The 23809-nt window shown below is 72.8% G+C and carries 20 protein-coding genes and 1 riboswitch; of the genes, 4 read left to right on the top strand and 16 right to left on the bottom strand.

Annotated features, from left to right (window positions below):
• The first annotated feature begins 172 nt into the window (after positions 1-172).
• The gene (locus E4U92_RS25240; RefSeq protein ID WP_137302734.1) at positions 173-946 is read left to right on the top strand and encodes an ABC transporter ATP-binding protein; all 774 of its coding nucleotides are present in this window, start codon (positions 173-175) and stop codon (positions 944-946) included.
• A 70-nt stretch (positions 947-1016) separates the two neighbouring features.
• Positions 1017-3545: an ABC transporter permease gene (locus E4U92_RS25235; RefSeq protein WP_137302733.1), complete on the top strand. Its 2529-nt coding sequence runs from the start codon at positions 1017-1019 to the stop codon at positions 3543-3545.
• Positions 3546-3622: 77 nt separating this feature from the next.
• Here E4U92_RS25235 and E4U92_RS25230 read toward each other — a convergent pair whose 3' ends face one another.
• The 3 genes from E4U92_RS25230 to E4U92_RS25220 form a co-directional block, all read right to left on the bottom strand.
• Positions 3623-4918: an SAM-dependent methyltransferase gene (locus E4U92_RS25230; RefSeq protein ID WP_137302732.1), complete on the bottom strand. Its 1296-nt coding sequence runs from the start codon at positions 4916-4918 to the stop codon at positions 3623-3625.
• A gap of 211 nt (positions 4919-5129) precedes the next feature.
• Positions 5130-6539 (bottom strand): NAD(P)/FAD-dependent oxidoreductase, encoded by a 1410-nt coding sequence (locus E4U92_RS25225; RefSeq protein ID WP_137302731.1) that lies wholly within the window; start codon positions 6537-6539, stop codon positions 5130-5132.
• Positions 6540-7124: 585 nt separating this feature from the next.
• Positions 7125-8177 (bottom strand): YsnF/AvaK domain-containing protein, encoded by a 1053-nt coding sequence (locus tag E4U92_RS25220; RefSeq protein ID WP_137302730.1) that lies wholly within the window; start codon positions 8175-8177, stop codon positions 7125-7127.
• Between the two features lie 234 nt (positions 8178-8411).
• On the opposite strand from E4U92_RS25220, the gene E4U92_RS25215 reads away from it, so the two are divergent.
• Both E4U92_RS25215 and E4U92_RS25210 read left to right on the top strand, forming a co-directional pair.
• Positions 8412-8684 (top strand): type II toxin-antitoxin system Phd/YefM family antitoxin, encoded by a 273-nt coding sequence (locus E4U92_RS25215; protein ID WP_137302729.1) that lies wholly within the window; start codon positions 8412-8414, stop codon positions 8682-8684.
• Entirely contained in the window at positions 8681-8950 is a 270-nt protein-coding gene (locus tag E4U92_RS25210) for a type II toxin-antitoxin system RelE family toxin (RefSeq protein WP_062774287.1), read from the top strand. The genes E4U92_RS25215 and E4U92_RS25210 overlap by 4 nt, the downstream gene beginning before the upstream one ends.
• Positions 8951-8954: 4 nt before the next feature.
• Here E4U92_RS25210 and E4U92_RS25205 read toward each other — a convergent pair whose 3' ends face one another.
• The 13 genes from E4U92_RS25205 to E4U92_RS25145 all read right to left on the bottom strand — a co-directional run bounded on the left by E4U92_RS25205 (position 8955) and on the right by E4U92_RS25145 (position 23779).
• Positions 8955-9896 carry a Ppx/GppA phosphatase family protein gene (locus E4U92_RS25205; protein WP_137302728.1) on the bottom strand — a complete coding sequence of 314 codons (942 nt, stop codon included), beginning with the start codon at positions 9894-9896 and terminating at the stop codon, positions 8955-8957.
• Positions 9893-10438, bottom strand: coding sequence for a DUF501 domain-containing protein (locus E4U92_RS25200; protein ID WP_137302727.1), 546 nt, complete (start codon positions 10436-10438; stop codon positions 9893-9895). Before E4U92_RS25200 ends, E4U92_RS25205 begins: the two co-directional genes overlap by 4 nt.
• A gap of 21 nt (positions 10439-10459) precedes the next feature.
• Positions 10460-10942: an FtsB family cell division protein gene (locus E4U92_RS25195; RefSeq protein ID WP_137302726.1), complete on the bottom strand. Its 483-nt coding sequence runs from the start codon at positions 10940-10942 to the stop codon at positions 10460-10462.
• 114 nt (positions 10943-11056) lie between these two features.
• Positions 11057-12343, bottom strand: a complete 1287-nt coding sequence (gene eno, locus E4U92_RS25190) for a phosphopyruvate hydratase (protein ID WP_137302725.1) — start codon at positions 12341-12343, stop codon at positions 11057-11059.
• A 298-nt stretch (positions 12344-12641) separates the two neighbouring features.
• Positions 12642-13385: a transglycosylase family protein gene (locus E4U92_RS25185; protein ID WP_137302724.1), complete on the bottom strand. Its 744-nt coding sequence runs from the start codon at positions 13383-13385 to the stop codon at positions 12642-12644.
• Positions 13386-13389: 4 nt separating this feature from the next.
• Positions 13390-13583, bottom strand: a riboswitch (cyclic di-AMP (ydaO/yuaA leader).
• A gap of 195 nt (positions 13584-13778) precedes the next feature.
• A complete protein-coding gene (locus E4U92_RS25180; RefSeq protein ID WP_137302723.1) occupies positions 13779-14831 on the bottom strand; it encodes a LysM peptidoglycan-binding domain-containing protein in 1053 nt (350 codons plus the stop codon).
• A gap of 202 nt (positions 14832-15033) precedes the next feature.
• The gene (locus tag E4U92_RS25175; protein ID WP_137302722.1) at positions 15034-16401 is read right to left on the bottom strand and encodes a cytochrome P450 family protein; all 1368 of its coding nucleotides are present in this window, start codon (positions 16399-16401) and stop codon (positions 15034-15036) included.
• Positions 16398-17474: a nucleoside triphosphate pyrophosphohydrolase gene (locus E4U92_RS25170; RefSeq protein ID WP_373311522.1), complete on the bottom strand. Its 1077-nt coding sequence runs from the start codon at positions 17472-17474 to the stop codon at positions 16398-16400. The genes E4U92_RS25175 and E4U92_RS25170 overlap by 4 nt, the downstream gene beginning before the upstream one ends.
• A 181-nt stretch (positions 17475-17655) precedes the next feature.
• On the bottom strand, positions 17656-18303 hold the full coding sequence (locus E4U92_RS25165; RefSeq protein ID WP_137302720.1) for a SurA N-terminal domain-containing protein: 648 nt from the start codon (positions 18301-18303) through the stop codon (positions 17656-17658).
• Between the two features lie 164 nt (positions 18304-18467).
• A complete protein-coding gene (locus E4U92_RS25160; protein WP_137302719.1) occupies positions 18468-19298 on the bottom strand; it encodes a glycoside hydrolase domain-containing protein in 831 nt (276 codons plus the stop codon).
• 105 nt (positions 19299-19403) lie between these two features.
• Positions 19404-20897: a serine/threonine-protein kinase gene (locus tag E4U92_RS25155; RefSeq protein WP_268253527.1), complete on the bottom strand. Its 1494-nt coding sequence runs from the start codon at positions 20895-20897 to the stop codon at positions 19404-19406.
• A 38-nt stretch (positions 20898-20935) separates the two neighbouring features.
• On the bottom strand, positions 20936-21601 hold the full coding sequence (locus E4U92_RS25150; protein WP_137302717.1) for a hypothetical protein: 666 nt from the start codon (positions 21599-21601) through the stop codon (positions 20936-20938).
• A 153-nt stretch (positions 21602-21754) separates the two neighbouring features.
• Positions 21755-23779: an N-6 DNA methylase gene (locus E4U92_RS25145; RefSeq protein WP_137302716.1), complete on the bottom strand. Its 2025-nt coding sequence runs from the start codon at positions 23777-23779 to the stop codon at positions 21755-21757.
• Positions 23780-23809: the final 30 nt, after the last annotated feature.

The raw sequence follows: 23809 nt of genomic DNA, 5'->3' as shown, positions 1-23809 counted from the left end.
GGCGGTGCGCTCGTCTCCGGGGCGGGGGTCATCCCCAGGTATGACACACGGCCCGCCTGTCCGCCCGGAGTCTGCCCCCGATACCGGAACAGCGACTGACTCCACGGCGGCTTCCGGCCGTGAGGATGGTGGTGTCCCTCCCACCACCGTCCCGCGATCGGAGCATCACCCCGTGACCACCAGCCCTCTCGCCGCTTCCCGGACCACCGCCGTGGCCGCCCGCGCCACGGAGCTGTCGAAGATCTACGGACAGGGCGAGACCCAGGTGGTCGCCCTGGACCGGGTCTCCGTCGACTTCCACCAGGCCGAGTTCACCGCGATCATGGGGCCCTCCGGCTCCGGCAAGTCCACGCTGATGCACTGCGTGGCCGGGCTCGACACCTTCTCCTCCGGGTCCGTGCGCATCGGTGACACGGAGCTGGGCTCGCTGAAGGACAAGCAGCTCACGCGGTTGCGCCGGGACAAGATCGGGTTCATCTTCCAGGCGTTCAACCTGCTGCCGACGCTCACCGCGCTGGAGAACATCACGCTCCCCATGGACATCGCCGGCCGCAAGCCGGACCGGCAGTGGCTGGACACCGTCATCGAGATGGTCGGCCTGTCCGGGCGGCTCGGCCACCGGCCCGCGCAGCTCTCCGGCGGCCAGCAGCAGCGCGTCGCCGTCGCCCGCGCGCTCGCCTCCCGGCCCGACATCATCTTCGGCGACGAGCCCACCGGGAACCTCGACTCCCGCTCCGGCGCCGAGGTGCTGGGCTTCCTGCGCAACTCCGTGCGGGAGCTGGGCCAGACCGTCGTCATGGTGACCCACGACCCGGTCGCCGCGGCCTACGCGGACCGGGTCGTCTTCCTCGCGGACGGGCGGATCGTCGACGAGATGAACGCGCCCACGGCCGACTCCGTGCTCGACCGGATGAAGCGCTTCGACACCAAGGGCCGCACGAGCTGACCGCCGTCCCCGGCCCCCGCCCCGAGCCGTCGCTCCCGGCCCCGTCACCCACCCTGGACTGAGACCACCCATGTTCCGTACCGCCTTGCGCAACGTGCTCGCGCACAAGGCCAGGCTCCTCATGACCGTGCTCGCCGTGATGCTCGGCGTCGCATTCGTGTCGGGGACCCTGGTCTTCACCAACACCATCTCCGACGCCTACCAGCAGAGCTCCGCCAAGGGCTTCGACCAGGTCGACGTCGCCGTACGCCCCGAGAGCGGCGAGGACACCGGCGACACCGTCGGCCGCACCCCCGACCTGACCGAGGCGCAGCTCAGGACGAGCGCGAAGGTGCCGGGGGCCGCCTCCGCGATCGGCGTGGTCGACGGCTTCACCGCGCTCGCCGACAAGGACGGCAAGCTCATCGGCGGCGGCTTCCAGTCGCAGGGCGGCAACTACTGGGGCACCGACGACCCGCGCTACCCGCTGAAGGAGGGCCGGGCCCCGCACGGCGCGCGGGAGGTCGCCATCGACTCCCAGACCGCGCGGCGCGCGGGCTACGCGGTCGGCGACACCGTGCGGATGTCCGTCGACGGCCCCGTGCTGGAGCCGCGGATCACCGGCGTGTTCACCACCGACGACGGCAACGTCGCCGCCGGCGGCAGCCTCGCCCTGTTCGACACGCCGACCGCGCAGAAGCTGTTCGGCAAGGCGGGCACCTACGACGAGATCGACGTCAAGGCCGCGCCCGGCACCAGCCAGACCGCGCTGAAGGCCGCCCTGGACCGGGCGCTCCCCCGCGCCACCACCGAGACCACCACCGGCGAGCGCCTGGCCGACGACCAGGCCGAGCTGATCTCCTCGCAGATGAGCGGGCTGAAGCAGGGCCTGCTGGTGTTCGCCGGGATCGCCCTGTTCGTCAGCACGTTCATCATCGCCAACACCTTCACCATGCTGGTGGCCCAGCGCACCAAGGAGCTGGCGCTGCTGCGCGCGGTCGGCGCCTCGCGCCGCCAGGTGACCCGGTCGGTGCTGATCGAGGCGTTCGTGGTCGGCACGGTGGCCGGGGTGAGCGGCCTGGTGGCCGGCATCGGCATCGGGGCCGGACTGCGCTCGCTGATGGGCGGCCTCGGCGCCACCGTCCCGGACGGGCCGCTGGTGGTCTCGCCCGGCACGGTCGCCACCGCCCTGGTCGTCGGCGTGTTCGTCACCATGCTCGCGGCCTGGCTGCCGGGCCGGCGCGCCGCGAAGATCCCGCCGGTCGCCGCGATGAGCAGCGTGCACGCCAAGGCGACCACCAAGTCGCTGGTGCTGCGCAACACCCTGGGCGCCCTGTTCTCCGCGGCCGGCGTCACGGTCGTCCTGTACGCCACCACCCTGTCCGGCTCCGACGGGCAGGCCCCGATGGGCTTCGGCGCGGTGCTGCTCATCATCGGCGTGTTCATCCTGACACCGCTGCTGTCGCGTCCGCTGATCGCGGCCGCGGCGCCCCTGCTGCGCGCCTTCGGGGTCTCGGGCCGGCTGGCCCGGCAGAACTCCGTGCGCAACCCGCGCCGCACGGCGGCCACCGCGTCCGCGCTGATGATCGGCCTGACCCTGATCACCGGCATGACGGTGATGGCGGGCAGCCTGCAGAAGTCGATCGACAAGATGGCCTCGGCCGCGATCCGCGCCGACTACGTCGTGTCGATGGCCAACGGCAACGAACTGTCGCCCGGTGTCGAGCGGAAGCTGAAGGACACCGACGGGGTGACCACCACCAGCCCGCTGCGCAACGCCCCCTCCCGCATCGACGGGCGGACCGAGTACCTGACCGGTGTGAACGGCTCCGCCATCGGCGACCTGACCGACCTGAAGGTCGACGACGGCTCCTTCACGGTGGGCGGCGACCGGGTCGTCGTCGACCAGGACACCGCCGACTCCCACGGCTGGAAGGCCGGCTCGGCGTTCACCGTGCACTACGAGGACGGCAAGGCGCAGCGGCTGACGGTCGCCGGGGTCTACGAGGGCAACGAGCTGATCCAGGGCATCATGCTGGACACCGCCGCGCTCACCCCGCACCAGAGCGATCCGGCCGACATGCAGGTCATGGTGAAGACGTCGGGTGGCGCCTCCGGGGCGACGAAGGACCGGCTGGAGAAGGCCCTCGGCTCCAATCCGGCCATCCGGGTGCAGAGCAAGGAGGACCTGTCCGAGGAGATCGCCCAGATGTTCACGCTGATGCTGAACATGCTCTACGGCCTGCTCGCGATGGCGGTGATCGTGGCGGTGCTCGGCGTCATCAACACCCTCGCGATGTCGGTGTTCGAGCGGTCCCAGGAGATCGGCATGCTGCGCGCCATCGGGCTGGAGCGCCGGTCGGTGAAGCGGATGGTGCGGCTGGAGTCCCTGGTGATCTCGCTGTTCGGCGGCGTGCTCGGCATCGGTCTGGGCGTGTTCTTCGGCTGGGCGGCCGGTGAGTTGCTGGGCACCAGGATGGCGACGTACGAACTGGTGCTGCCGTGGGCGCGGATGGCCGCGTTCCTGGCGCTGGCGGCCGCGGTGGGCGTCCTGGCCGCGCTGTGGCCGGCCCGCAGGGCGGCGCGGCTGAACATGCTCCAGGCGATCAAGGCGGAGTAGCCGGGGCGCCGGTCGCGTGACGCACCGGGGGTCCTCGTCCGACGGGACGGGGACCCCCTTCGCGTGCCGCGGGGCGGTCAGTTCCAGGTGCGGGCCCGCAGCGGCATCCCCGAGGCGCCGGACTGCGGGGTCTTCACGGCGAGCACCTGGTTGACGCCGATGTGGTTGCGCTCGAAGGCGAGCGCGGAGGCCGCCATGTACAGGCGCCAGACCCGGGCCCGGCCGTAGCCGGCCAGCCCGACCGCCCGCTGCCAGTCCGCCTCCAGGTTGCTCACCCAGCGGCGCAGGGTCAGCGCGTAGTGCTCGCGGATCGCCTCCACGTCCCGCACCTCGAAGCCGGCGCGTTCGAGCTGGGTGACGGTGGTGCCGAGCGGCGCCAGCTCGCCGTCGGGGAAGACGTAGGCGTCGATGAACTCGTCGACCTCGTACGTCGACTCGTCCCGCTGGGGGCGGCGGGCGATCTGGTGGTTCAGGAGCCGTCCGCCCGGCGTGAGCAGGGCGTGGAGGTCCTGGGCGTACTCCAGGTAGCGCTCGGCGCCGACGTGTTCGGCCATGCCGATGGAGGAGATGGCGTCGAAGGGGCCGTCGGTGACGTCGCGGTAGTCCTGCACCCGGATCTCGACGCGGTCGGTCAGGCCCTCGTCGGCGACGCGCTTGCGGGCGTAGGCGGCCTGCTCCTGGGACAGGGTGATGCCGACGACGTGCACGCCGTGCTCGCGGGCCGCGTGGATCGCCATGGAGCCCCAGCCGCAGCCGACGTCCAGGAGGCGCTGACCGGGGGTGAGGGCGAGCTTGCGGCTGACCAGTTCGAGCTTGTCGTGCTGGGCCTGTTCGAGGGTGCCCCGGGGCTCGGGGGCCGTCCAGTAGGCGCAGGAGTACACCATGGACGGGCCGAGGACCAGTTCGTAGAAGTCGTTGCCGACGTCGTAGTGGTGGCTGATGGCGCGCCGGTCGGTGCGGCGGGTGTGCAGGTGGCGGGTGCGGCGGACCTCCTCCGCGGGCGGGGCGGGCGGCAGGGGCGGTCCGGCGAGCCGGAACAGGCCGCGGACCGCGGAGCGCACTTGGGGGTCGCGCAGCGACTGCGCAAGGGTGGGGGCGTCCTCGCCGCGCTCCCAGATCAGTCCGGAGAGCCGGCCGAGGGCGGTGTAGAGGTCGCCCTCCACGTCCAGATCGCCCGCCACCCAGGCGCGGGCCAGGCCCAGTTCGCCGGGTTTGAACAGCAGGCGGCGCAGGGCCCTGCGGTTGCGCACGACCAGCGCCGGGGCGTCGGGCGGACCCGCCTGCGAGCCGTCCCAGGCGTGGATGCGGAGCGGGAGCGGGGCTCCCAACAACTGTTCGAGCAGGCCCCTCAGCCGCGACGCGGCGTCAGCCATGGCGCACACCTCCGTGACGAACGATCCCGGATGTCAGTGACCACGTAAACACCAGGACGCCCGCTGCGCAGTCCCGCATTGGAGTTATGAGTGGGCAAAGAAGATGTAGGCGCCATCTTGTTGGGCGGCACGGGGCGTCGGGAACGCCGAAGGGGCCGCCCGCACCACGGATGGCGGGCGGCCCCTTCGAGGGGTCCGGTCGACGTCGAGGTCAGGAGGCCTTGGCGGCTTCCTCGGCCTTCTCGGTCTTCTCACCGGTGCGGGCGGCCGGGGCCGACGCGACCGGGGCGGGCTTGGCGGCCTCGTAGAACTCCTCGCGCGGCGTCTCCAGGGCGCCGAGCGAGACGACCTCGCGCTTGAGGAACATGCCCAGCGTCCAGTCGGCGAAGACCCGGATCTTGCGGTTCCAGGTCGGCATGGCCAGACCGTGGTAGCCGCGGTGCATGTACCAGGCGAGACGGCCCTTGAGCTTGATCTTCATCTTGCCCATGACGATCATCGCGACGCCCTTGTGCAGGCCGAGGCCCGCGACCGCGCCCTTGTTGGCGTGGCTGTACTCCTTCTGCGGGAAGCCCCGCATGCCGGAGATCACGTTGTCGCCGAGGACCTTGGCCTGGCGCAGCGCGTGCTGGGCGTTCGGCGGGCACCAGGCGTTCTCGTTGCCCGCCTTGCGGCCGACGAGGTCCGGGACCTGGGCGTTGTCGCCGGCGGCCCAGATGTAGTCGGTGCCCTGGACCTGGAGCGTCGCCGCGCAGTCGACGTGACCGCGGGGACCCAGCGGCAGGCCGTAGCGGGACAGGACCGGGTTGGGCTTGACGCCGGCGGTCCACACGATCGTGCTGGAGTCGACCTCGAGGCCGTTCTTCAGCACCACGTGGCCGTCGACGCAGGAGTCCATGGAGGTCGACAGGTAGATCTCGACCCCGCGGCTCTCCAGGTGGTCCTTGCCGTACTGGCCGAGCTTGGGACCGACCTCGGGGAGGATCTTGTCGGCGGCGTCGACGAGGATGAAGCGCATGTCCTCGCGGGACACGTTCTTGTAGTACTTGGCCGCGTCACGGGCCATGTCCTCGACCTCACCGACGGTCTCGGCGCCGGCGAAGCCGCCGCCGATGAAGACGAAGGTGAGCGCCTTGCGGCGGATCTCCTCGTCGGTCGTGGAGTCGGCCTTGTCGAGCTGCTCGAGGACGTGGTTGCGCAGGCCGATGGCCTCCTCGACGCCCTTCATGCCGATGCCCTGCTCGGCGAGGCCGGGGATCGGGAAGGTGCGGGAGACCGCGCCGAGCGCGACGACCAGGTAGTCGAAGGGCAGCTCGTACGCCTCGCCGACCAGCGGGGCGATCGTGGCGACCTTGCGGTCCTGGTCGATGGTGGTGACCCGGCCGGTGAGCACCTCCGCCTTCGGCAGCACGCGTCGCAGCGGGACGACGACGTGGCGCGGGGAGATGTTGCCGGCGGCGGTTTCGGGGAGGAAGGGCTGGTAGGTCATGTACGACCGGGGGTCGACGACCGTGACGGTCGCCTCGCCGTAGCGCATCTTCTTGAGGATGCGCCGAGCTGCGTACAGGCCTACGTACCCACCGCCTACTACGAGGATCCTGGGACGCTCCGTGGTGCTCATGGCATCGAGTATCCACCCGGATGGAGGGGGTACCTCGTGCGCCCCTTCACAAGCTTCCCCAGTGCCTGTGCTACACTCCGCGGCCCTTTTGGGCCGGGCCGGGACGGACGACGGGAACCGTTGTCCGTTACACCCCGTTGTCAATGCCGCGTGAGCTGCCTCTCTGGGTTTCCGAGGGCTCCGTGAGGGAGTGGAAACACCGCCTGGGGTGCGTGATGCGAAGAGGGCCGCACACCCCCTTCTGAACACGTTCAAAGGGGAGTTCGGGCTCTGGAGGGGTGATCCGAAGGCACCGAGGGGGTCGTCGCGACGGAATTCCTTGTGAAGAACTTCACGAACTTTCCCGACGGCATGTCGCCGGAGCCCCTCCGGACCCCTTCTCCACCCGCTCAGGCGTGGTCCGGTCTGCTCAACGGAGGCGGCTGACCAGGGGCTATCGAGGCCCCGGGAGGCCCGGTCGGCGTCCCGCGCGCGGGCCGGCCGGACGGCGCGGTCGAGATCCGGTGGAGCCCGGCTCGAGAGCGGCCGGGGCCGGCGGCGGACCGCCGGCCCCGGCCGCCCCGCTCCCGGCCGTGCGGCGCCCGCCTAGGTGTGCCCGTAGCCGCGGTCCTCGTCGGGGGCACGGTCCTCGGCGAAGCCGAGTTCCTCGTCGGCCTCCTCGGCGCTGCTCTCGATGCGCTCCTTGCGCACCGGGCCCCGTACGGTCTCCTGCTCGGTCAGCTCCTCGGTGGTCAGGCGCACGCGCTCCACGGGGACGGCCTCGGTCTCCACGACCGGCCGCTCCTCGTGCAGCACCACCTCGTGCTCGGCCTCGGCGATGTCCGGGCCGGACAGGGCGGCGTCGCGGTTCTCCTCGGTGATCGGCTCGCGGACGACGCGCACCTCCTCGTGGCGCACCGGCACCGTGTGCTCCTCCTCCTCGGTGACCACGTACTTGCGCAGCCGGGCGCGACCCGCCTCACGGCGCTCGACACCCACGTGCATCCGCTCCTCGGAGCGCGTCATGGCGTCGTCGGCGGTACCGATGTCCGGACGGACCCCGGCGTCGGCCCCGGCGGTCCCGGCGGCGTCCGCCGTGCCCGCGGCGCCGGCCGTCCCTGCCGTCCCGGCCATGCCGGCCGTCGTCCCCGCCGTGCCGGTCCTCCCGGCCGCACCCTCGGTGTCCACCAGGCCGGACGCGCCCGTGCTCGCGTCCATGCCCGGGTCCGCCGCCATGTCCGGGTCCGCGGCCATGTCCGGGTCCGCCGCCATGCCCTCGTCGTGGGTCCAGCCGCCCTCGCCGGTCCCGCCCGGCTCGTCGGCCCGGGCCCAGGACATGTCCCAGTCGATGCCGTAGTGGTCGTAGAGCCGGTGCTCCTCCTCCTCCGACAGGTGGCCGCCGTTGTCGACGTCGACGTGCGGTGCGTCCTTGACCATGCTCTTGGAGTACGGGACCTCCACGTGGTCCTCCACCACCCGGGCGTCGCGGATGGGGACGAAGGACTCGCTGGTGCCGAAGAGGCCGGTCTTCACCGACACCCACTCCGGTGCGCCGGTCATGTCGTCGAGGAAGACGTGCTTGGCGTCACCGATCTTCTTGCCGCCCTCGTCGAGGACCGGGTGGTCCAGGAGGGACGAGATCTGCTCTCTGCGGATCATGGTTCGCTCACCCTTCTCGCGGAGCTTCTCCCGGTCGGGTAGACAGCCGCGAAAAGGGTGAAACGAACCAATGGCCACATCGCGCACGTTCTTTCCGAAAGTGCGCCGGTGTCACCCGCGACGCATCAGGCCACGGGTGTCACGCCACCGACCACGCGATCCCGTCGAGACTGGTCGCGAACGCCACTCCCCAGATCAAAGGCACGTGTACACAGTAGTGCGTACACTGACCTCATGACTGAGAACACCGTGACCGTACGGGAAGCCCGCGCGCACCTCGCCGACCACATCAACCGGGCCGAGGAAGGCGTTCCGACCGTCATCACGCGCAACGGTGCTCCCGTGGCAGCCGTGGTCCCGATCGCGGACTTCGAGGCGCTGGAGGAAGCGGCCGACGTCATGCTGGCCCGTGAAGCCGAAGCGGTCCTGGCCGAAGGCGGTCCGACCGTGACGATGGCGGAACTGCTGGCAGACCTGTTCACCGAACAGGACGGCGAGGCGGCGTGAAGTACGCCTTCCGGTTCACCGCGGCGGCGCAACGGCAGCTCCGGGCCATCAGCCGGCCCGACGCCATGCGCATCCTGACCGCGCTGACCGCACTCGGTGACGACCCTTACCGCCAGGACGCCGACGTCAAGAAGCTCACCGGCCCGTCCGGGCTCTACCGGCTCCGGGTCGGAAGCTACCGGGTCGCCTACCAGATCAACGACGGGGAACTCGTCGTTCTCGTCGTCAAGGTGGGCGACCGGCGGGACGTGTACCGCAACCTGTAGGCGGTCAGGCCAGGGACCAGCCGATCCCGTCGAGGATGTCGTGCTCGCTCACCACGACCTCCTCCGCGCCGATCCGGTCCATGATCGACAGCAGGACCAGGGCGCCGGCGCCGATGACGTCGACGCGGCCGGGGTGCATGGAGGGGACGGCCGCGCGCTCGGCATGGGTGGAGCGCAGCAGCCACTCGGTGATCTCGCGGACCCGGTCGCGGGAGACGCGGGAGTGGTGGATGCGGGCGGAGTCGTACGCGGGCAGGTCCTGGGCGATGGCCGAGACCGTGGTCACCGAGCCCGCCAGGCCCACCAGCGTGCGGGCCTCGTGCAGCGGGACGGTCCGCTCGGCGAGGTCCAGGGCCGCCTCGATGTCGGCGCGCATCGCCGCGATCCGGTCCTCGGTCGGCGGGTCGGTCACCGTCCCGTCCGTCACCAGGTGGCGCTCGGTCATCCGGACGCAGCCGACGTCCACGGAGCGGGCGGCCCGCACCCGCTCCTCGCCGACGACGAACTCGGTGGACCCGCCGCCGATGTCCACCACCAGGTAGGGCCTGGCCAGGTCGTCCCGCCCGGTCAGCTCCTTGGTGGCGCCCGTGAAGGAGAACTCGGCCTCCTGGTCGCCGGTGATGACCTCGGGCTCGACGCCCAGGATGTCCAGGACGCCCCGTACGAACGCGTCACGGTTCTCGGCGTCCCGGGAGGCGGAGGTGGCCACGAAGCGCAGGCGCTCCGCCCCGTGCTCCTTGATCACCGCCGCGTACTCGCGGCACGCGGCGAAGGTGCGCTCCAGCGCCTCGGGGGCGAGGCGGCCGGTCCGGTCGACGCCCTGGCCGAGCCGCACGATCGTCATGCGGCGGTCCAGGTCGGTCAGTTCGCCGGTCTCCGGGTGCGCGTCGGCGACGAGCAGCCGGATGGAGTTCGTACCGCAGTCGACGGCGGCTACGCGGGTCACCGGGCCTCCCCCTGGGTGGTGGTCTGTCGGTCGGGCACCACGCAACTCCCCTTGCGCCACCACTCGGGCAGCATCGCCAGCGCCTCGTCGCCCAGCGGGTTCACCCCGGGGCCGGCGGCCAGCGCGTGCGCGACCAGGACGTGCAGGCACTTCACCCGGTCCGGCATGCCGCCGGCGCTCGGGAAGCCCTTGAGCTCCTCGATCTCGTCACGGCGCCGGACGTAGTCCTCGTGCGCGGCGCGGTAGGCGGCGGCCAGCTCGGGGTCGGTGGCGAGCCGCTCGGTCATCTCCTTCATCACGCCGTTGGCCTCCAGCGTGCCGATGGCGGAGTTCGCCCGGGGGCACGTCAGGTAGTACAGCGTGGGGAAGGGCGTGCCGTCGGGCAGGCGGGGCGCCGTCTCCACGACGTCCGGACTGCCGCACGGGCAGCGGTGCGCGATGGCGCGCAGCCCGCGCGGCGGACGCCCGAGCTGCTGCTTGAAGGCCTCGACGTCCGCGTCGGTGGGCTCGGTGCGCGGCGTGGTCGGCGGGGGCGTTTCCATGCTTCGGGGTGTGTCTCTCTGTCAGTTCTTCTGGCCGGAGGCGTCGGACTTGTCGACCCCGTCCCAGACGTTGGAGTACCAGGGCCGGTCGGCGGCCCCGAGGTCGGCGCGGGACTGCCGGGCCGCCTCCGGGTCGACCACCACGAACCCGGTCTCGCCGGGCATCACGTAGTGCAGCCGCAGCCGGATCTGCTGCTCGGCGTACGCGTCGTCCTGCCAGCGTGCCTTGAGGTCGCGCAGTTGTTCCACCCGCTGGCGGGCCTGCTGCTTCTCCCGCTTCAGGTCGGCGATGTCGGCGCGCTGGGAGACGTACTGGCGCATCGGGTACGCCAGGGCGACCACCAGCGAGCACAGCACGAGCGCCAGCAGCGCGGCGCGGCTCGTGAGCCGGGAGCGGCGGGCCTGCCGCCTGGTCTGCGAGCGGTAGACCCGGGCCGCCGTCTGCTCGCCGAGCAGCCGCAGCCGGGTCGCGGTGGAGAACCGGTCGCGGTCCTTCACGGCCATGTCGCCGACCTCCCGTTCACACGCGCGTACGTCCCCGCACACGGTACGGGACCGGTACGGGGACGTACGTACGACTGGCGCAGCCTTGACCCTTAGGGCTCAGTGCCGGGCCGTTCAGCCCTTGAAGCGCGGGAAGGCGCTGCGGCCGGCGTACACGGCGGCGTCGTCGAGGATCTCCTCGATGCGCAGCAGCTGGTTGTACTTGGCGACGCGCTCGGAGCGGGCCGGGGCGCCGGTCTTGATCTGGCCGCAGTTGGTCGCGACGGCGAGGTCGGCGATGGTGACGTCCTCGGTCTCGCCGGAGCGGTGGGACATCATGCACTTGTAGCCGCTGCGCTGGGCCAGCTCGACGGCGTCCAGGGTCTCGGTGAGCGAACCGATCTGGTTCACCTTCACCAGCAGGGCGTTGGCGGCGCCCTCCTCGATGCCGCGGGCCAGGCGCTCGGGGTTGGTGACGAACAGGTCGTCGCCGACGAGCTGCACCTTGTCGCCCAGCTTGTCGGTGATGACCTTCCAGCCGGCCCAGTCGTCCTCGAACAGCGGGTCCTCGATGGAGACCAGCGGGTACGCCGCCACGAGCTCCTCGTAGTACTCCGTCATCTCGGCGGCGGAGCGCTCCTTGCCCTCGAAGAGGTACTTGCCCTCCTTGTAGAACTCGGAGGCGGCGACGTCGAGCGCCAGCGCGATCTGCTCACCGGGGACGTACCCGGCCTGCTTGACGGCCTCGAGGATGAGGTCGAGGGCCTCGCGGTTGGAGCCGAGGTTCGGCGCGAAGCCGCCCTCGTCGCCGAGGCCGGTGGACAGGCCCTTGGACTTCAGGACGGCCTTGAGGGTGTGGTAGACCTCGGTGCCCCAGCGCAGCGCCTCGGAGAAGGACTCCGCGCCCACCGGAGCGATCATGAACTCCTGGATGTCCACGTTGGAGTCGGCGTGCGAGCCGCCGTTCAGGATGTTCATCATCGGCACCGGCAGCAGGTGCGCGTTCGGGCCGCCCAGGTAGCGGAACAGCGGCAGGTCGCTGGCCTCGGAGGCGGCGTGGGCGACGGCGAGCGAGACGCCGAGGATGGCGTTGGCGCCCAGCGAGCCCTTGTTGTCGGTGGCGTCCAGGTCGAACATGGCCTGGTCGATCAGGCGCTGCTCGGTGGCGTCGTAGCCGACGAGCTCCGGGCCGATCTGCTCGATGACGGCGAGGACGGCCTTCTCGACACCCTTGCCCTGGTAGCGGTTCTGGTCGCCGTCGCGGAGCTCGATGGCCTCGAAGGCGCCCGTGGAGGCGCCGGACGGGACGGCGGCACGGCCGGTGCTGCCGTCGTCGAGGCCGACCTCGACCTCGACCGTGGGGTTGCCTCGGGAGTCCAGGATTTCCCGGGCTACGACGACGTCGATGGACGGCACGAGCATCTCCTTCGTGGATGTGACGCGGGTACACGCAGTACCGCAGTGGCTCTGCGAGATGAGCCTAACCGGCTCCGGCGCTTCGGCCAGCCGATCGGCCACCTCGTGGACAGAACCGAGAGTAAATTGTTCCTGAACTGAACAAAACCCCGGTGCGGCGATCGGGGCACGAAAAACCCCGCCCCGGTGCGTACGGGGGAGAACGCACCGGGGCGGGGTGCCCGTGGGAACGGGGGACCCTCACGGGCCTTCAGTGTGACGGCCGCGGATGTGAGGGCGCTGTGCTTCGGTCACGAGCCGCGTGTCACTTCAGGTGGAGCTGCTGGCCCGGGTAGATGAGGTCGGCGTCCTCGACGATGTCCTTGTTGAGCTGGAACAGCTTCTCCCAGCCGCCCTGGACGTGGTGCTTCGCGGCGATGGTGCTGAGCGTGTCGCCCTTGACCACCTTGTACTCGCCGTCACCCTTCTTGACCTTCTTGCCGGTCGGGGTGGTGACGGTCTTCTGCGACTTCTGCGACTTCGGCGCCGAGGCGGCCGGGCGGTCGCTGGAACGGGAGGCGGCCTGGTCCTCGCCGGAGCGGGTCGTGGCGGAGGCCGAGCCGCTGCCGCTGCCGCTGTTCGTGGAGCCGGAGTTCGAGGAACCGGAGTTCGAGGAGCTGGAGGAGCCGCCGGTGGAGGCGCCCGACAGGCCCTTGCCGCAGACCGGCCAGGCGCCCTTGCCCTGGGAGGCGAGGACCTTCTCGGCGATCTCGATCTGCTGCGACTTGCTGGCCTTGTCGGCGGTGGAGGCGTAGGCGGTGCCGCCGTACGCGGCCCAGGTGGAGGCCGAGAACTGCAGGCCGCCGTAGTAGCCGTTGCCGGTGTTGATGGACCAGTTGCCGCCGGACTCGCACTGGGCGACGGCGTCCCACTCGGAGGTGGTGGCGGCGGAGGCGTTGCCGGCCGCCATCAGCGGGGCGGCGATGGCGACACCGGTGACGCCGGCGAGCGCGGCGGCGCGGGTGGCCTTGGACGGACGACGGTGCTTGCCCTTGCCGGAAAACAGCATGGATCGATCCCCTCACCGACGCCTGCGAGGTGAGCTGTCGGGTTCGGGCCGGTTGAGTTGCCCGGCCACGCCCCCCTTCACGGGCGGCGCGGCTTCACCCCAAGCCGGTCCCGGCGTCGGCGGCCCCGAAGGCCTCTCAACTGCCGGACCCGGCGCTTACCTTGGGTCCCCCGCTCCTGCCTACGGCGCTTGACGCGACGACTGTTCCCGGGCTGCCGCTGGCAGGATTCGGCGTTGCGACGGCCGGGGCTCGGGTTGCCGAGCGATCACGACCGTAGACAGGTGATCGGCGGAATTTCAAAGACGATCAGGGCTTCTGAGACTCATCCCACACTTTCGCCAAACCGGACATTCCGCAGCGAAGCAGGGCGTGAACTCCCGGCCGTTTTCGCCCTATTCAGCCCCTAGAGACAGGGTCTGACCGGGGACGATGCTGCTCGGGTCGGCACCGATGACGTCCTTGTTCGCCTCGTACAGCGCACGCCATCCCCCGGCGAGGTGGAGGGAGTCGGCGATGGACTCCAGGGAGTCGCCCGCATGGACGAGGTAGCCCTCGCCGGCGGGGGACGCGTGCCGGCCGGCGGAGGCGGTGCTGGTGCCGTCCTCGGCCGGGCTCTCCTCGGCGCTGCCGCCCCGGTGCTTGCCGGTGCCGGTCGCCGCGGCGGGCGCGCTGTCGGTCGTGTCGGCCGCGGCGCCGGTGTCGACGAGGCTCCAAGAGCCCGCGCTCTGCTCGGACTTGTCCGTGTCGTCCGCATACGGGCTGCCCGTGGGCGAGCCGCCGGGCGTCTGCGCGGCGACGTCGCCGGCACCGGCGCCGGTGGACTTCCCCGGCGTCATGGACTTGTCGGACGGAACGGACGAAGCGGGCGAAGAGGGGTCGCTGGAGGCGGAGTCGGACGGCGTGGCGCCCGTGCTGCCGGCCGGGGTGGAGGACGCCGAGCCGGAGGAGTCGGACGAATCACCCGAACCGGTGGAACCCGTGGTCTCCTTGGAGGAGTCGGACAGTCCGCCGGGAAGCGGTGCCTGCGACGCGTCGCCGGCCACGCCGGTGTCCACGCCCAGCGCGCCGTTCTGCTGGGTGAGCCCGGACGTCAGTCCGCAGGTGCCCCAGGCGCCGACGCCCTGGTCGGCGAGGACCTTCTGGGCCACGGCGATCTGCTGGTTGCGGCTGGCCTGGTCGGCGCTCGGGGCGTAGGAGAGTCCGCCGTACGCCTCCCAGTCGGCCTGGGTGAGACTCAGGCCGCCGTACTCGCCGTTGCCGGTGTCGGCGCTCCAGGAGCCCCCGGACTCGCACTCGGCGACCCTGTCCCAGACCGTGCCGTCGGCCGCGCTGGCGCCGGAGGCGGCGAGCAGCGGGATGGCGATGGCCGAGCCGGTGACGCCGGCCGCGACGAGGAGGGCCGGGGCCTGACGGGGGCGACGGTGACGACCGTTCCCGGAGAGCATGCGGGGGCCTTTCTCGAGACAGCACTGACCGGCGCGGCGGGTGCCGTGGGCACGTGCGGGTCGCCGCGCTGAGGGGTGAACGTATCGGCAGACGATCACTTGTCACAAGTTCATGCCGCGCAGATCACGTGAAGATCACAAAGTTGAACGCGTGTCATCTTTGCGTCCGCCCGGTGACGCCCCCGCTCCGCACCCCGGTTGATTACGGGTCAGGTGTGAACGTGACGGGCAACGCGCGCAGACCGCGCATGATGAGCCCGCCCCGCCACCTCAACTCGGCGGGATCTACGGCGAGTTGCAGGTCAGGGAGGCGGGTGAGCAGGGTGGCCAGCGCGGTCTGGCCCTCCAGCCGGGCCAGCGGGGCGCCGAGGCAGTAGTGGATGCCGTGCCCGTAGCCGAGGTGCTGGTTGTCGCGGCGCGCGAGGTCCAGCACGTCCGGGTCGGCGAAGCGCGCCGGGTCGCGGTCGGCGGCGGCCAGCACGACGAGCACCGGGTCGCCGGGGGCGATGTCCTGGCCGCCGAGGGTCAGCGGCCGGGTGGCGAAACGCCAGGTGGCCAGCTCCACCGGCCCGTCGAAGCGCAGGAGTTCCTCCACGCCCGTCTCCAGCAGGCCGCGCTCGCCGCGGGCCAGGGACTCCTGGAGCCGGTGGCGCTGCCCGGGGTGGGTGAGCAGGGCGTAGGTGCCGTTGCCGATGAGGTTGACCGTGGTCTCGAAACCGGCGAACAGCAGGATGAAGGCCATCGCCGCCGCCTCGTTCTCCGTGAGGTGCTCGCCGTGGTCGGAGGCGCGGATGAGCCCGGAGATGAGGTCCTCGCCGGGCACCGGGTCGGCGGGCAGCGCCTCGCGCTTGCGGTGGATCAGCTCGGAGAGGTACCCCCGCATCTTCTTCACGGACCGCGCGACCCCGCCCCGGGGACCGCCGCCGTGCCGGATCATCATCCCGGCCCAGTCACGGAAGTCGTCCTGGTCCTCGCGCGGGACGCCCAGCAGGTCGCAGATGGCGTAGATGGGCAGCGGGAAGGCGAAGTCGTGGATGAGGTCCGCCGAGCCCGTCCGCGCGAACCGGTCGATGAGGTCGTCCGTCAGCTCCTGCACCCGCGGCGCGAACTCGGCCACCCGGCGCGGGGTGAACGCCTTGCTGACGAGCCGCCGCAGCCGGGTGTGGTCCGGCGGGTCGATGTTCAGCAGATGGGTCATCAGCTCGGCCTTGCGCTCACCCGGGATGCCGGTCTTGCCCTTCGCGTGCGCGGGCTCGTCGTGGTGCGCGGGGTTCTTGCTCAGCCGCGGGTCGGCCAGCGCCTGCTTGGCGTCCCCGTACCGCGTGACCAGCCATGCCTCCACCCCGCTCGGCAACCGCGTCCACCGCACGGGCGCGTGCTCCCGCAGCCAGGCGTAGGCGGGGTAGGGGTCGGCGGCGAACTCCCAGGTGAAGAGTTCGGGGGCGGGGGCCGCGTCGGTGACCGGGACGGGTGCCGGGCCGGTCGCCTCGGTGGCCTCGGGCGCGTCCGGGGTCGCGGGGCAGGACGCCGGGCCGGCCGGCGGGGTCGGGGGGTGGGGCTGGTCTGTCACCGGTCGACGGTATCCGTGGGGTGGGCGGGGAGGCCCTCCGCCTCCCTGATCGCGTCCCGGTACGCGCGGGCCGCCGCGCGCAGGGCCGCCTCCGGGTCGACGCCCTCCTGTTCGGCGCGGGCCGCCAGGGCGAGGAGGTCGTAGCCGATGCCGGCGCCGGCGGGCAGGGGCACGTCCAGGTCGGCGGTGCGCACCCGGGACGCCAGCTTGGCGGCGAGGGCCAGGCCCGGCTGGTGCAGCGGCACGCCGTCGGTGACGGACTCGCGCCGCTTCTCCGCCGCCTTGGTGCGCAGCCAGTGCTCCTTGACCTCCTCGGGGGTGGTCGCGGTCGCGTCGCCGAAGACGTGGGGGTGGCGGTGGATCAGCTTGGCCACGATCGTGGCGGCGACGTCGTCGACGGAGAAGGGCGCCTCCTCGTCCTCCTGCGCTATCCGGGCGTGGAAGACCACCTGGAGCAGGACGTCGCCCAGTTCCTCGCGGAGTTCGTCGCGGTCGCCGTCCTCGATGGCCTCGACCAGTTCGTAGGACTCCTCCACCGCGTACTTGGCGAGGCCGCGGTGGGTCTGCCGCGACGACCAGGGGCACTCGGCGCGGATCCGGTCCATGACCTGCACGAGGTCGAGCAGGCGTGCGCCGGGCAGGTCGTAGGAGGCGGGGAGCAGTTCCAGCTCGGGCAGGGCGACGCGGCCGGAGCCGGCCAGCCGGGCCAGGCCGTCGGTGAGGGCCGGCTCGCCCTCGCCCGTGGCCACGACCACCGCGGTGCGGCCGTCGGCGCAGGCCGCGACCAGCTCCTCGGCCGTGGGGGCCGCCTCCTCGACGGTGATCCCGGCCTCGCGCAGGTACGGGAGCTGGGGGTGGGCGCCGTCCGCGCACAGCACGCGGTCCGCCGTGCGCAGCGCCTCCCAGGCGGGCCAGGACAGCAGGCCGGGGGCGACGCGGTGGCTGGTGGTGAGCAGGACGACCCGGCCGGTGACGGTGCCGGTGGGGTCGGCGGGGCGGCGGTCGTCCGGGGAGCCGGAGGCGGCGGAGGCGGACGAGGCGGAGGCGGAGGCGGAGGCGGAGGAGGCGGTCACATCGTTCACACTTCGAACGTAACCCACACCGCCGACGGCCTCCCGGCGTTGTCCACAGGCAGCACGGTGCGGTCCTACGATCACACCGGCCGGGGCTTCCGTACGCACCTCAGACGTGGACGCCGGAGGCGGGAGTCCGGACGCCGGACGCCTGATCCCGGACCCCGGCCCCCGGTCGCGATCAGGCCGACTGCTTCGGCCCGGCCGTCGTCACCTCGCGCACCCACGGCGTGTCGGCGTCCACCCGGCTGACCTTTTGCACGTCCCAGGTGCCGTAGCGCGGGTTGAGGTCGACGCCGAGGTCCTTCGACGCCTTCGACAGGGCGCTCCAGAACTCGGGCCGGCTGGTGTCGGTGCCCAGTTTCTGCGCGAGCTTCTGCGCCTGGAGCTGGAGGCGGAGGTTGTCGTCGAGGCGCTGCGGCGGGACGCCGTACTGCTGGAGCCAGGCCGTCTCCAGCGCCTTCGCGCCGCCCGCCTGCTGCTCCAGGCCGGACCGCATCCTCTGCACCTCGCCCCGGCTGACCGTCACGCCCGCGTCGCGCGCGGCGCGCTCCAGCACGCGGTCCAGGACCATGCCGTGCAGGGTGTCCCGGGCGAGGGTGCCGGTCTGGGCGACGGCCTGCGCGTACTGGGTGTCGTCCCGGACGGCCGCGCGCTGGGCCTCGCGCACCTCGTCCACCCGGCCCTGGAGCTGGGAGACGGTGATCCGCTGGTCGCCGACCACCGCCGCGGCGCCCGGGTGCGCGTCGTTCCCGCAGGCGGTGAGGAGGGGGCCGGCCGCGATGAGCGCGGCGGACAGCAGGAGCGCGGTGCGGCGACGGCGGTGCAAGGAAACCTCCCGAGGAGATTGTGCGACGGTGCACAAAGTCTTGCGGTGATCGATGGTAGGCAGTGGGACGGCTGGGGCCAACCCATTGGACCAACGATTCACCGGAACATCAGGCACCGCCGCACCGCCGCACCGCCCGCGGTGGCCGGGGCCGCGCCCGGCGGTCAGCCGACGAGGGCGACCGGTGCGTCCCAAGCGTCGCGGTCGACGGTGAGCGTGTGACCGCCGCGCGTCTCCTTGCTGTTCACCAGGTACTGGTGGCCGCGGCTGTGGTTGGTGAACTGCGTGGCCCCCCACGGCCAGTCGGCGGTGGTCGTCTGCTGCTTGTCCCACAGCGCGTACCAGAGGTTGCCCGGCAGGTCCGTCTTGTTCGTGGCCGTGGCGATCGCCTTGGCGCTGGAGCTGCTGAAGCCGTAGTAGCCGCCGCGGTAGACCTTGCCCCGCAGGGTCTTCGTGAACGAGCGCACATACGTCAGCACCGCGTCGTTGCACGCCTTGTTCGTGATGTCGTACGGCTCCATGTCGAGGTAGACCGGGCTGCCGGCCTTCATGCCGAGCGCCGACGCCTTGGCGACCGCGTCGGCCGCGTCCTTCACGCCGAGGGAGGCGGCCGTGGCGGCGGTCAGCTTCTCCGGGCTGGAGCCGGTCTGGCAGGGCGGCTGGGCGCCGACGTAGAGCGGGATGAGCTTCCAGCCCGCGGAGTTGACCGACTTCACCCAGGACGCGGTGAGGTTGGGCTGGGCGCAGCCGCGGTTCTTGCCGCCGATGTAGACGGCGGCGGCGCCGTAGTAGCCGTCGGTCTTCCACGCCTTCATCGCGCTCAGCGAGGGCGCGGTGCAGGTGTCGAAGGCGCGGCCGGTGTAGGTCTTCTGGGCCGGCCAGGTGGTGGCGGCCATGGACTGCTGCGCGGCGATCCCGCCCCCGGCGACCACGGCGGCCCCGGCCGCGGCCCAGGCGATGTATCGGCGCTTCCTGGACTGCCGGTGCTCGGCCATCCCCCACCCCATTCGTGTTCACGGCGCACGCGTGCGCGTGCGCGCCCCGCCCGTCACTCTATTCACCCGCTGTCCAGTGACTCCGCGGGCCTCCCCTTGCCCGCGTCAGCCGCGCACCTGCCCCAGCCACTGGAGGGTGCGGTGGACCTCGGCGGCGAGCGGGTGGCCGGGGCCGCGCAGGCGTTCCACGTCGTGCAGCAGCCGGATCAGCGTGTCGTGCGCGGCGCCCCGGTCGCCGAGCGCGAGGAGGAGCTGGCCGATGCGGCGGCGGACGTCGTGGGCGAGTTCGGGGTCGGTGAAGACGTACTGGTTCTCGTAGTACGGCAGCAGCGTGCGGTACTCGGCGAGCGCGGCCGCGGGGTCGCCGAGCTGTTCCAGGCACTGGGCCACGTCGAAGCGGAAGCGCAGCGCCTGCGGGTCGGCCTGGCCGGCCTCGGCGGCGCGTTCGGCGGCCAGGCGGCGCAGTTCGGGCAGCGCGCGCCGGTACTGGCCGTCGTCCATGAGGGTGGCCGCGTACTGCTTGCGCAGGGTGCGCACCACCGGGGAGTGCTCGCCGTGCTGTTCGGCGGCGGCCGGGAGGATCGCGCTGAGGATGTCGACGGCCTGGGTGATCCGGCCCTCCCCCAGCAGGCGCTTGACCTCGTCCACGGCGTCCGCCACGTCGGGCTTGCCGGGCGCGACGGGCACCGGGGTCGCGGGGGCGGGCTGCGGCGCGGGCGTGCGCGCGCGGTCCGGCCAGGGGGCGTGCGGGCGCAGGAAGGGCCGCGTCGGGTCCAGCGGCGCCCCGGTGGGCATCCCGCGCGCGGGGAGCAGCAGCGCCAGGTCCTCGTAGACCTCCTGCGCGGAGGCCGGCCGGTGCTGCGGGTCCTTCGCCAGCAGCCGCAGCACGAGGTTCTCCAGGGCCTCCGGCACCTCGGGGCGCAGCCGGCGCACGGGGACCGGCGGCTCGTACAGGTGCCGGTGCAGCACGCCGAGCGCGGTGGAGCCGGCGAACGGCACGTCACCGCTGAGCAGTTCGTGCAGCAGCACGCCGAGCGCGTACAGGTCGGTGTACGGGCCCACCGCGCCGCCCATGGCCTGCTCCGGCGCCATGTACGCGGGCGAGCCGATCGGCGAACCGGTGTGTGTCAGGCGGGTGGTGTCGCTGTCCATCACGGACGCGACGCCCAGGTCCAGGACGGTGACCGTGCCGTCCTGCTTCACCATCACGTTGCGCGGCTTGAGGTCGCGGTGCACGATCGGCACCGCGTGCACCGCGCTGAGCACGGCGCACAGTTGCGCGGCCACCGCGACCGCCCACGGCCACGGGTACGGGTCGTGCTCGGCCAGGTGGTCGGAGAGGTCGGCGCCGTCGACGTACTGCATGACGAGGAACAGCTCCTCGCCCTCGCTGCCCGCGTCGTGCACCGTGACCAGGCCGGGGTGGTCGACCTGCGCGGTCACCCGGCACTCGCGCAGGAACCGGCGGCGCAGCTCGGCGGCCTCGGCGCCGGCCACCTTGTCGGGGCGCAGCAGCTTCACCGCGACGCGCCGGTCCAGGCGCCGGTCGTAGGCCGTCCAGACCTGGCCCATGCCGCCCTGCCCGAGGAGCGTGGCCAGTTCGTACCGGTCGCCGACGACGCGTCCTGCCGTCCCGGTCACCGGCCGCCCTCGTGGTCACCGCCGGGCCGGCCCTCCTGCTTGCGCAGGAAGTCGCTGAGCTCGTCCAGCTCCGCGCGCACCTGGTCGATGCGGGCGGGCGCGGGGCGCTGCGGCGGCGGGACGGGACCCGGGGCCGTGGAGCTGTGGGCGGGCGGCGGCTGGGGTATCGGCGTGTGCGGCTGGGGTATCGGCGTGTGCGGCCCGGGCACCGGCGTGACGGGCGGCTGCTGCGGCACGTGCGTGGTCGCGTACGGCGGGACCGGCGGCGCGGGCCGGGCGTAGCCGAAGACCGTGGGGGCGGCGGGGCCGGGTCCCTGCGGCCCGGGGCCGAACCGCTGCCGGTTGCGCTCCAGCTGGACGTCGACCATCACGAAGTAGGCCGCCGCCGCGGCGCCCAGGATCAGCGCGGTCGCGAGCGCGATGTCGCTGCGCACGTCCGTCTCGGGGACCGAACCGACCACCGCCAGCGCGCCGATGGACAGCGGCAGGCTCACCCAGGCGGCCGTCCAGTCGTACCACCGGCCGCGCAGCGCGGCGACGCGGAACAGCGGCATGCACGCGAGCAGGCCGCACGACAGGAAGCCGGCGGCGGCGAACAGCACGCGCAGGGTGATGACGGTTCCCGCGCTGCGTGAGGGCGGCACCGCGCCGTGGCCGTACATGGCTGCTCCTGAACCGGTGGTGGCTGGACGTCGACGTGAGGCCTTGAGCGTATAGGCCGACACGGACAACGGGTCCCGGGATGTACCGAACCGTTGCCGCACTGATCACTTCCGGTGAGGCGGGGACGGGCGCGCGGGAGGCCCGGTCCGGGCTCAGTCCGGGGCGACCGAGCCGTCCGTGAGACCGTCGTACATGCCGCGCACCAACTGGTCCCCGAGCCGGCCCGCATGTCGCAGCGCGCGCTCGAACTCGTCCAGCGCGCTGAACCGGGCGCCGTAGCGCCGCTGTTCGTCCAGCGGAAGCCGGGGGAGCTGCAGCCGCCGCACGTCCAGCCGGGTCGCCGTGGAGGCGTAGCTGCTGGCCTGGCGGTGGTTGGCGGTGCCGCGCAGGAACCCGGCGAGGAACCAGGAGTCGAGCGCTGCCGGGTCGGGGCGCAGCAGCACGAGGTTGCGCCCGAGGGCGGCGCCCGCGGTCGACTCGTCGATGACGCGCGCCACCGCGCCGCCGCCGAGCACCGGGACGACGACGTCGCCGGGCCGGGTGAGCACCGCCTCCCCGTCGCTCTCGGGGAGCGTGCCGGAGGGGGCGGTCCCGGCGAGCACGTCGTGGTCGGTGAGGACGGGTACGCGCGCGTGGCCGCCGCTGCCGCCGGTGCTCATCGTCAGGGCTCCGCCGCGCGCGAGTTCACCGACGGTGGTGAGCGGCCAGTGCGCGGGCCGCCCCGTGTCGGCGGGCGGCGGGGTGAGGTCGGCCGTCAGCCGCAGCGTCTCCCCCAGCCGCTCGCGCACGGCGGTCAGGGCCGCCGCTCCGTCGGCCACGGGGGGCGGCGGCAGGTGCCGGGCCGGGGCGAGGTCGACGTCGTCGTCGAGCAGGTCGATGACCGGCACGGTCCGGGCCAGGCCCGGCCGTTCGTCCAGGTCGCCCGTGCGGTCGGTGGTCCGCCAGGCGTCGAGGACGGCGCCGCGCACGGCGTCCCAGTCGGGGCCGGCGCGCCCCTCGCCGGTGAACCGTCCCGCGTCCACCAGCAGCACCCGCGGCTGCGCGGGCACCTGTTCGGGCCGGCGCAGCACCCACAGGTGCAGCGGCAGGTTGTACGGCGGTGCCGCGCCGGTCGGCAGCGCGACGACCGCGCGCAGCGCCCCCCGGCGCAGCAGGTCGGCGCGGATGCGGCGGCCGGAACGGCGGGAGGCGGAGGCGGGCGGCATCAGCAGCACGGCGGTGCCGCCCGCGCGCAGCCGGGCCAGCGCGTGCTGCACCCAGGCCAGCTCCGACTCGGTGCGGGCCGGGAAGCCGTACTCCCAGCGGGCGTCGTAGGCGAGTTCGTCGTGGCCCCAGTTGCGCTCGTTGAACGGCGGGTGGCACAGCACCGCGTCGGCCCGCAGGTCCGGGTGGGCGTCGGCGCGCAGGGTGTCGCCGACGGCCGCGTGCACGGTGGCGCGGGTGCCGAGCGCGAGGCGCAGGGCGGTGAGCGCGGCGAGGTCGGGCGCGCTGTCCTGGGCGTACAGCTCCTGGCCGGGGCACGGGTCGACGGCCCGCAGCAGGGCGCCGGTGCCGCAGGCGGGGTCGAGGACGGTGCGGGCGGGGCCGGCGAGGTCGGCCATCAGGCGGGCGAGTTCGGCGGGGGTCAGCGTGTACTGGCGCGGGTTGGCGTCCAGGTGGCGGCCGACCAGGAACTCGAAGGCCCGGCGCGCGCCGAGTTCGGCGGCCAGGTCGCCCACGCCGCGCAGCAGCGGGACCGAGGGCAGCAGGCGGGGGCCGGTGGGGGGCCGCAGGGCCGGTCGGACGGCGGGCCCTGCGGGGAGCACCTGCTGGAGCGCCTCGGGCAGCAGGGCGGCGAGGCGTTCGTCCCCGCCGGAGCTCACCTCCAGCCAGACCGTCGGGCGGGCGTGGACGAGCAGCAGGACGCAGCCGGCGTGGATGAGGCCGGTGACCGGGCCCTCGGGGTGGCCGGCGAGCTGCTGCCAGACGCGTTCACGCAAGGGGACCTCGGCGAGCTTGCCCTGGCGGCGCAGCCAGTCCTCGACCTCGGCGAGGGCGAAGGAGGGGCTGGTCTCGCTGCCGCCCACGGGCTTGGGGAAGTCGGTGTGCCGGCGGCGCCAGTTGCTGACGGCGGCACGGCCGACGCCCGCGAGCCGTGCGATCCCGGCCGCGGTCACCTCTGTCGCGTTGTCCTGCACCCGTCCGGCTCCCCTCGTCGCCCTGTGACC

The organism is Streptomyces galbus, from assembly GCF_005280195.1.
GTDB lineage: Bacteria > Actinomycetota > Actinomycetes > Streptomycetales > Streptomycetaceae > Streptomyces > Streptomyces galbus.
The sequence above is the reverse complement of the archived record's forward strand: the minus strand, read 5'-3'. Positions and strand labels throughout refer to the sequence as shown.

What these genes read in the sequence shown, in the direction of transcription:
- E4U92_RS25195 (WP_137302726.1), bottom strand. Translation starts at nt 10,942, where the DNA reads ATGGCCGTGAAGGACCGCGACCGGTTCTCCACCGCGACCCGGCTGCGG.
- E4U92_RS25220 (WP_137302730.1), bottom strand. Translation starts at nt 8,177, where the DNA reads ATGATCCGCAGAGAGCAGATCTCGTCCCTCCTGGACCACCCGGTCCTC.
- E4U92_RS25150 (WP_137302717.1), bottom strand. Translation starts at nt 21,601, where the DNA reads ATGTACGGCCACGGCGCGGTGCCGCCCTCACGCAGCGCGGGAACCGTC.
- E4U92_RS25215 (WP_137302729.1), top strand. Translation starts at nt 8,412, where the DNA reads ATGACTGAGAACACCGTGACCGTACGGGAAGCCCGCGCGCACCTCGCC.
- E4U92_RS25180 (WP_137302723.1), bottom strand. Translation starts at nt 14,831, where the DNA reads ATGCTCTCCGGGAACGGTCGTCACCGTCGCCCCCGTCAGGCCCCGGCC.
- E4U92_RS25185 (WP_137302724.1), bottom strand. Translation starts at nt 13,385, where the DNA reads ATGCTGTTTTCCGGCAAGGGCAAGCACCGTCGTCCGTCCAAGGCCACC.
- eno (WP_137302725.1), bottom strand. Translation starts at nt 12,343, where the DNA reads ATGCTCGTGCCGTCCATCGACGTCGTCGTAGCCCGGGAAATCCTGGAC.
- E4U92_RS25160 (WP_137302719.1), bottom strand. Translation starts at nt 19,298, where the DNA reads ATGGCCGAGCACCGGCAGTCCAGGAAGCGCCGATACATCGCCTGGGCC.
- E4U92_RS25235 (WP_137302733.1), top strand. Translation starts at nt 1,017, where the DNA reads ATGTTCCGTACCGCCTTGCGCAACGTGCTCGCGCACAAGGCCAGGCTC.
- E4U92_RS25225 (WP_137302731.1), bottom strand. Translation starts at nt 6,539, where the DNA reads ATGAGCACCACGGAGCGTCCCAGGATCCTCGTAGTAGGCGGTGGGTAC.
- E4U92_RS25230 (WP_137302732.1), bottom strand. Translation starts at nt 4,918, where the DNA reads ATGGCTGACGCCGCGTCGCGGCTGAGGGGCCTGCTCGAACAGTTGTTG.
- E4U92_RS25200 (WP_137302727.1), bottom strand. Translation starts at nt 10,438, where the DNA reads ATGGAAACGCCCCCGCCGACCACGCCGCGCACCGAGCCCACCGACGCG.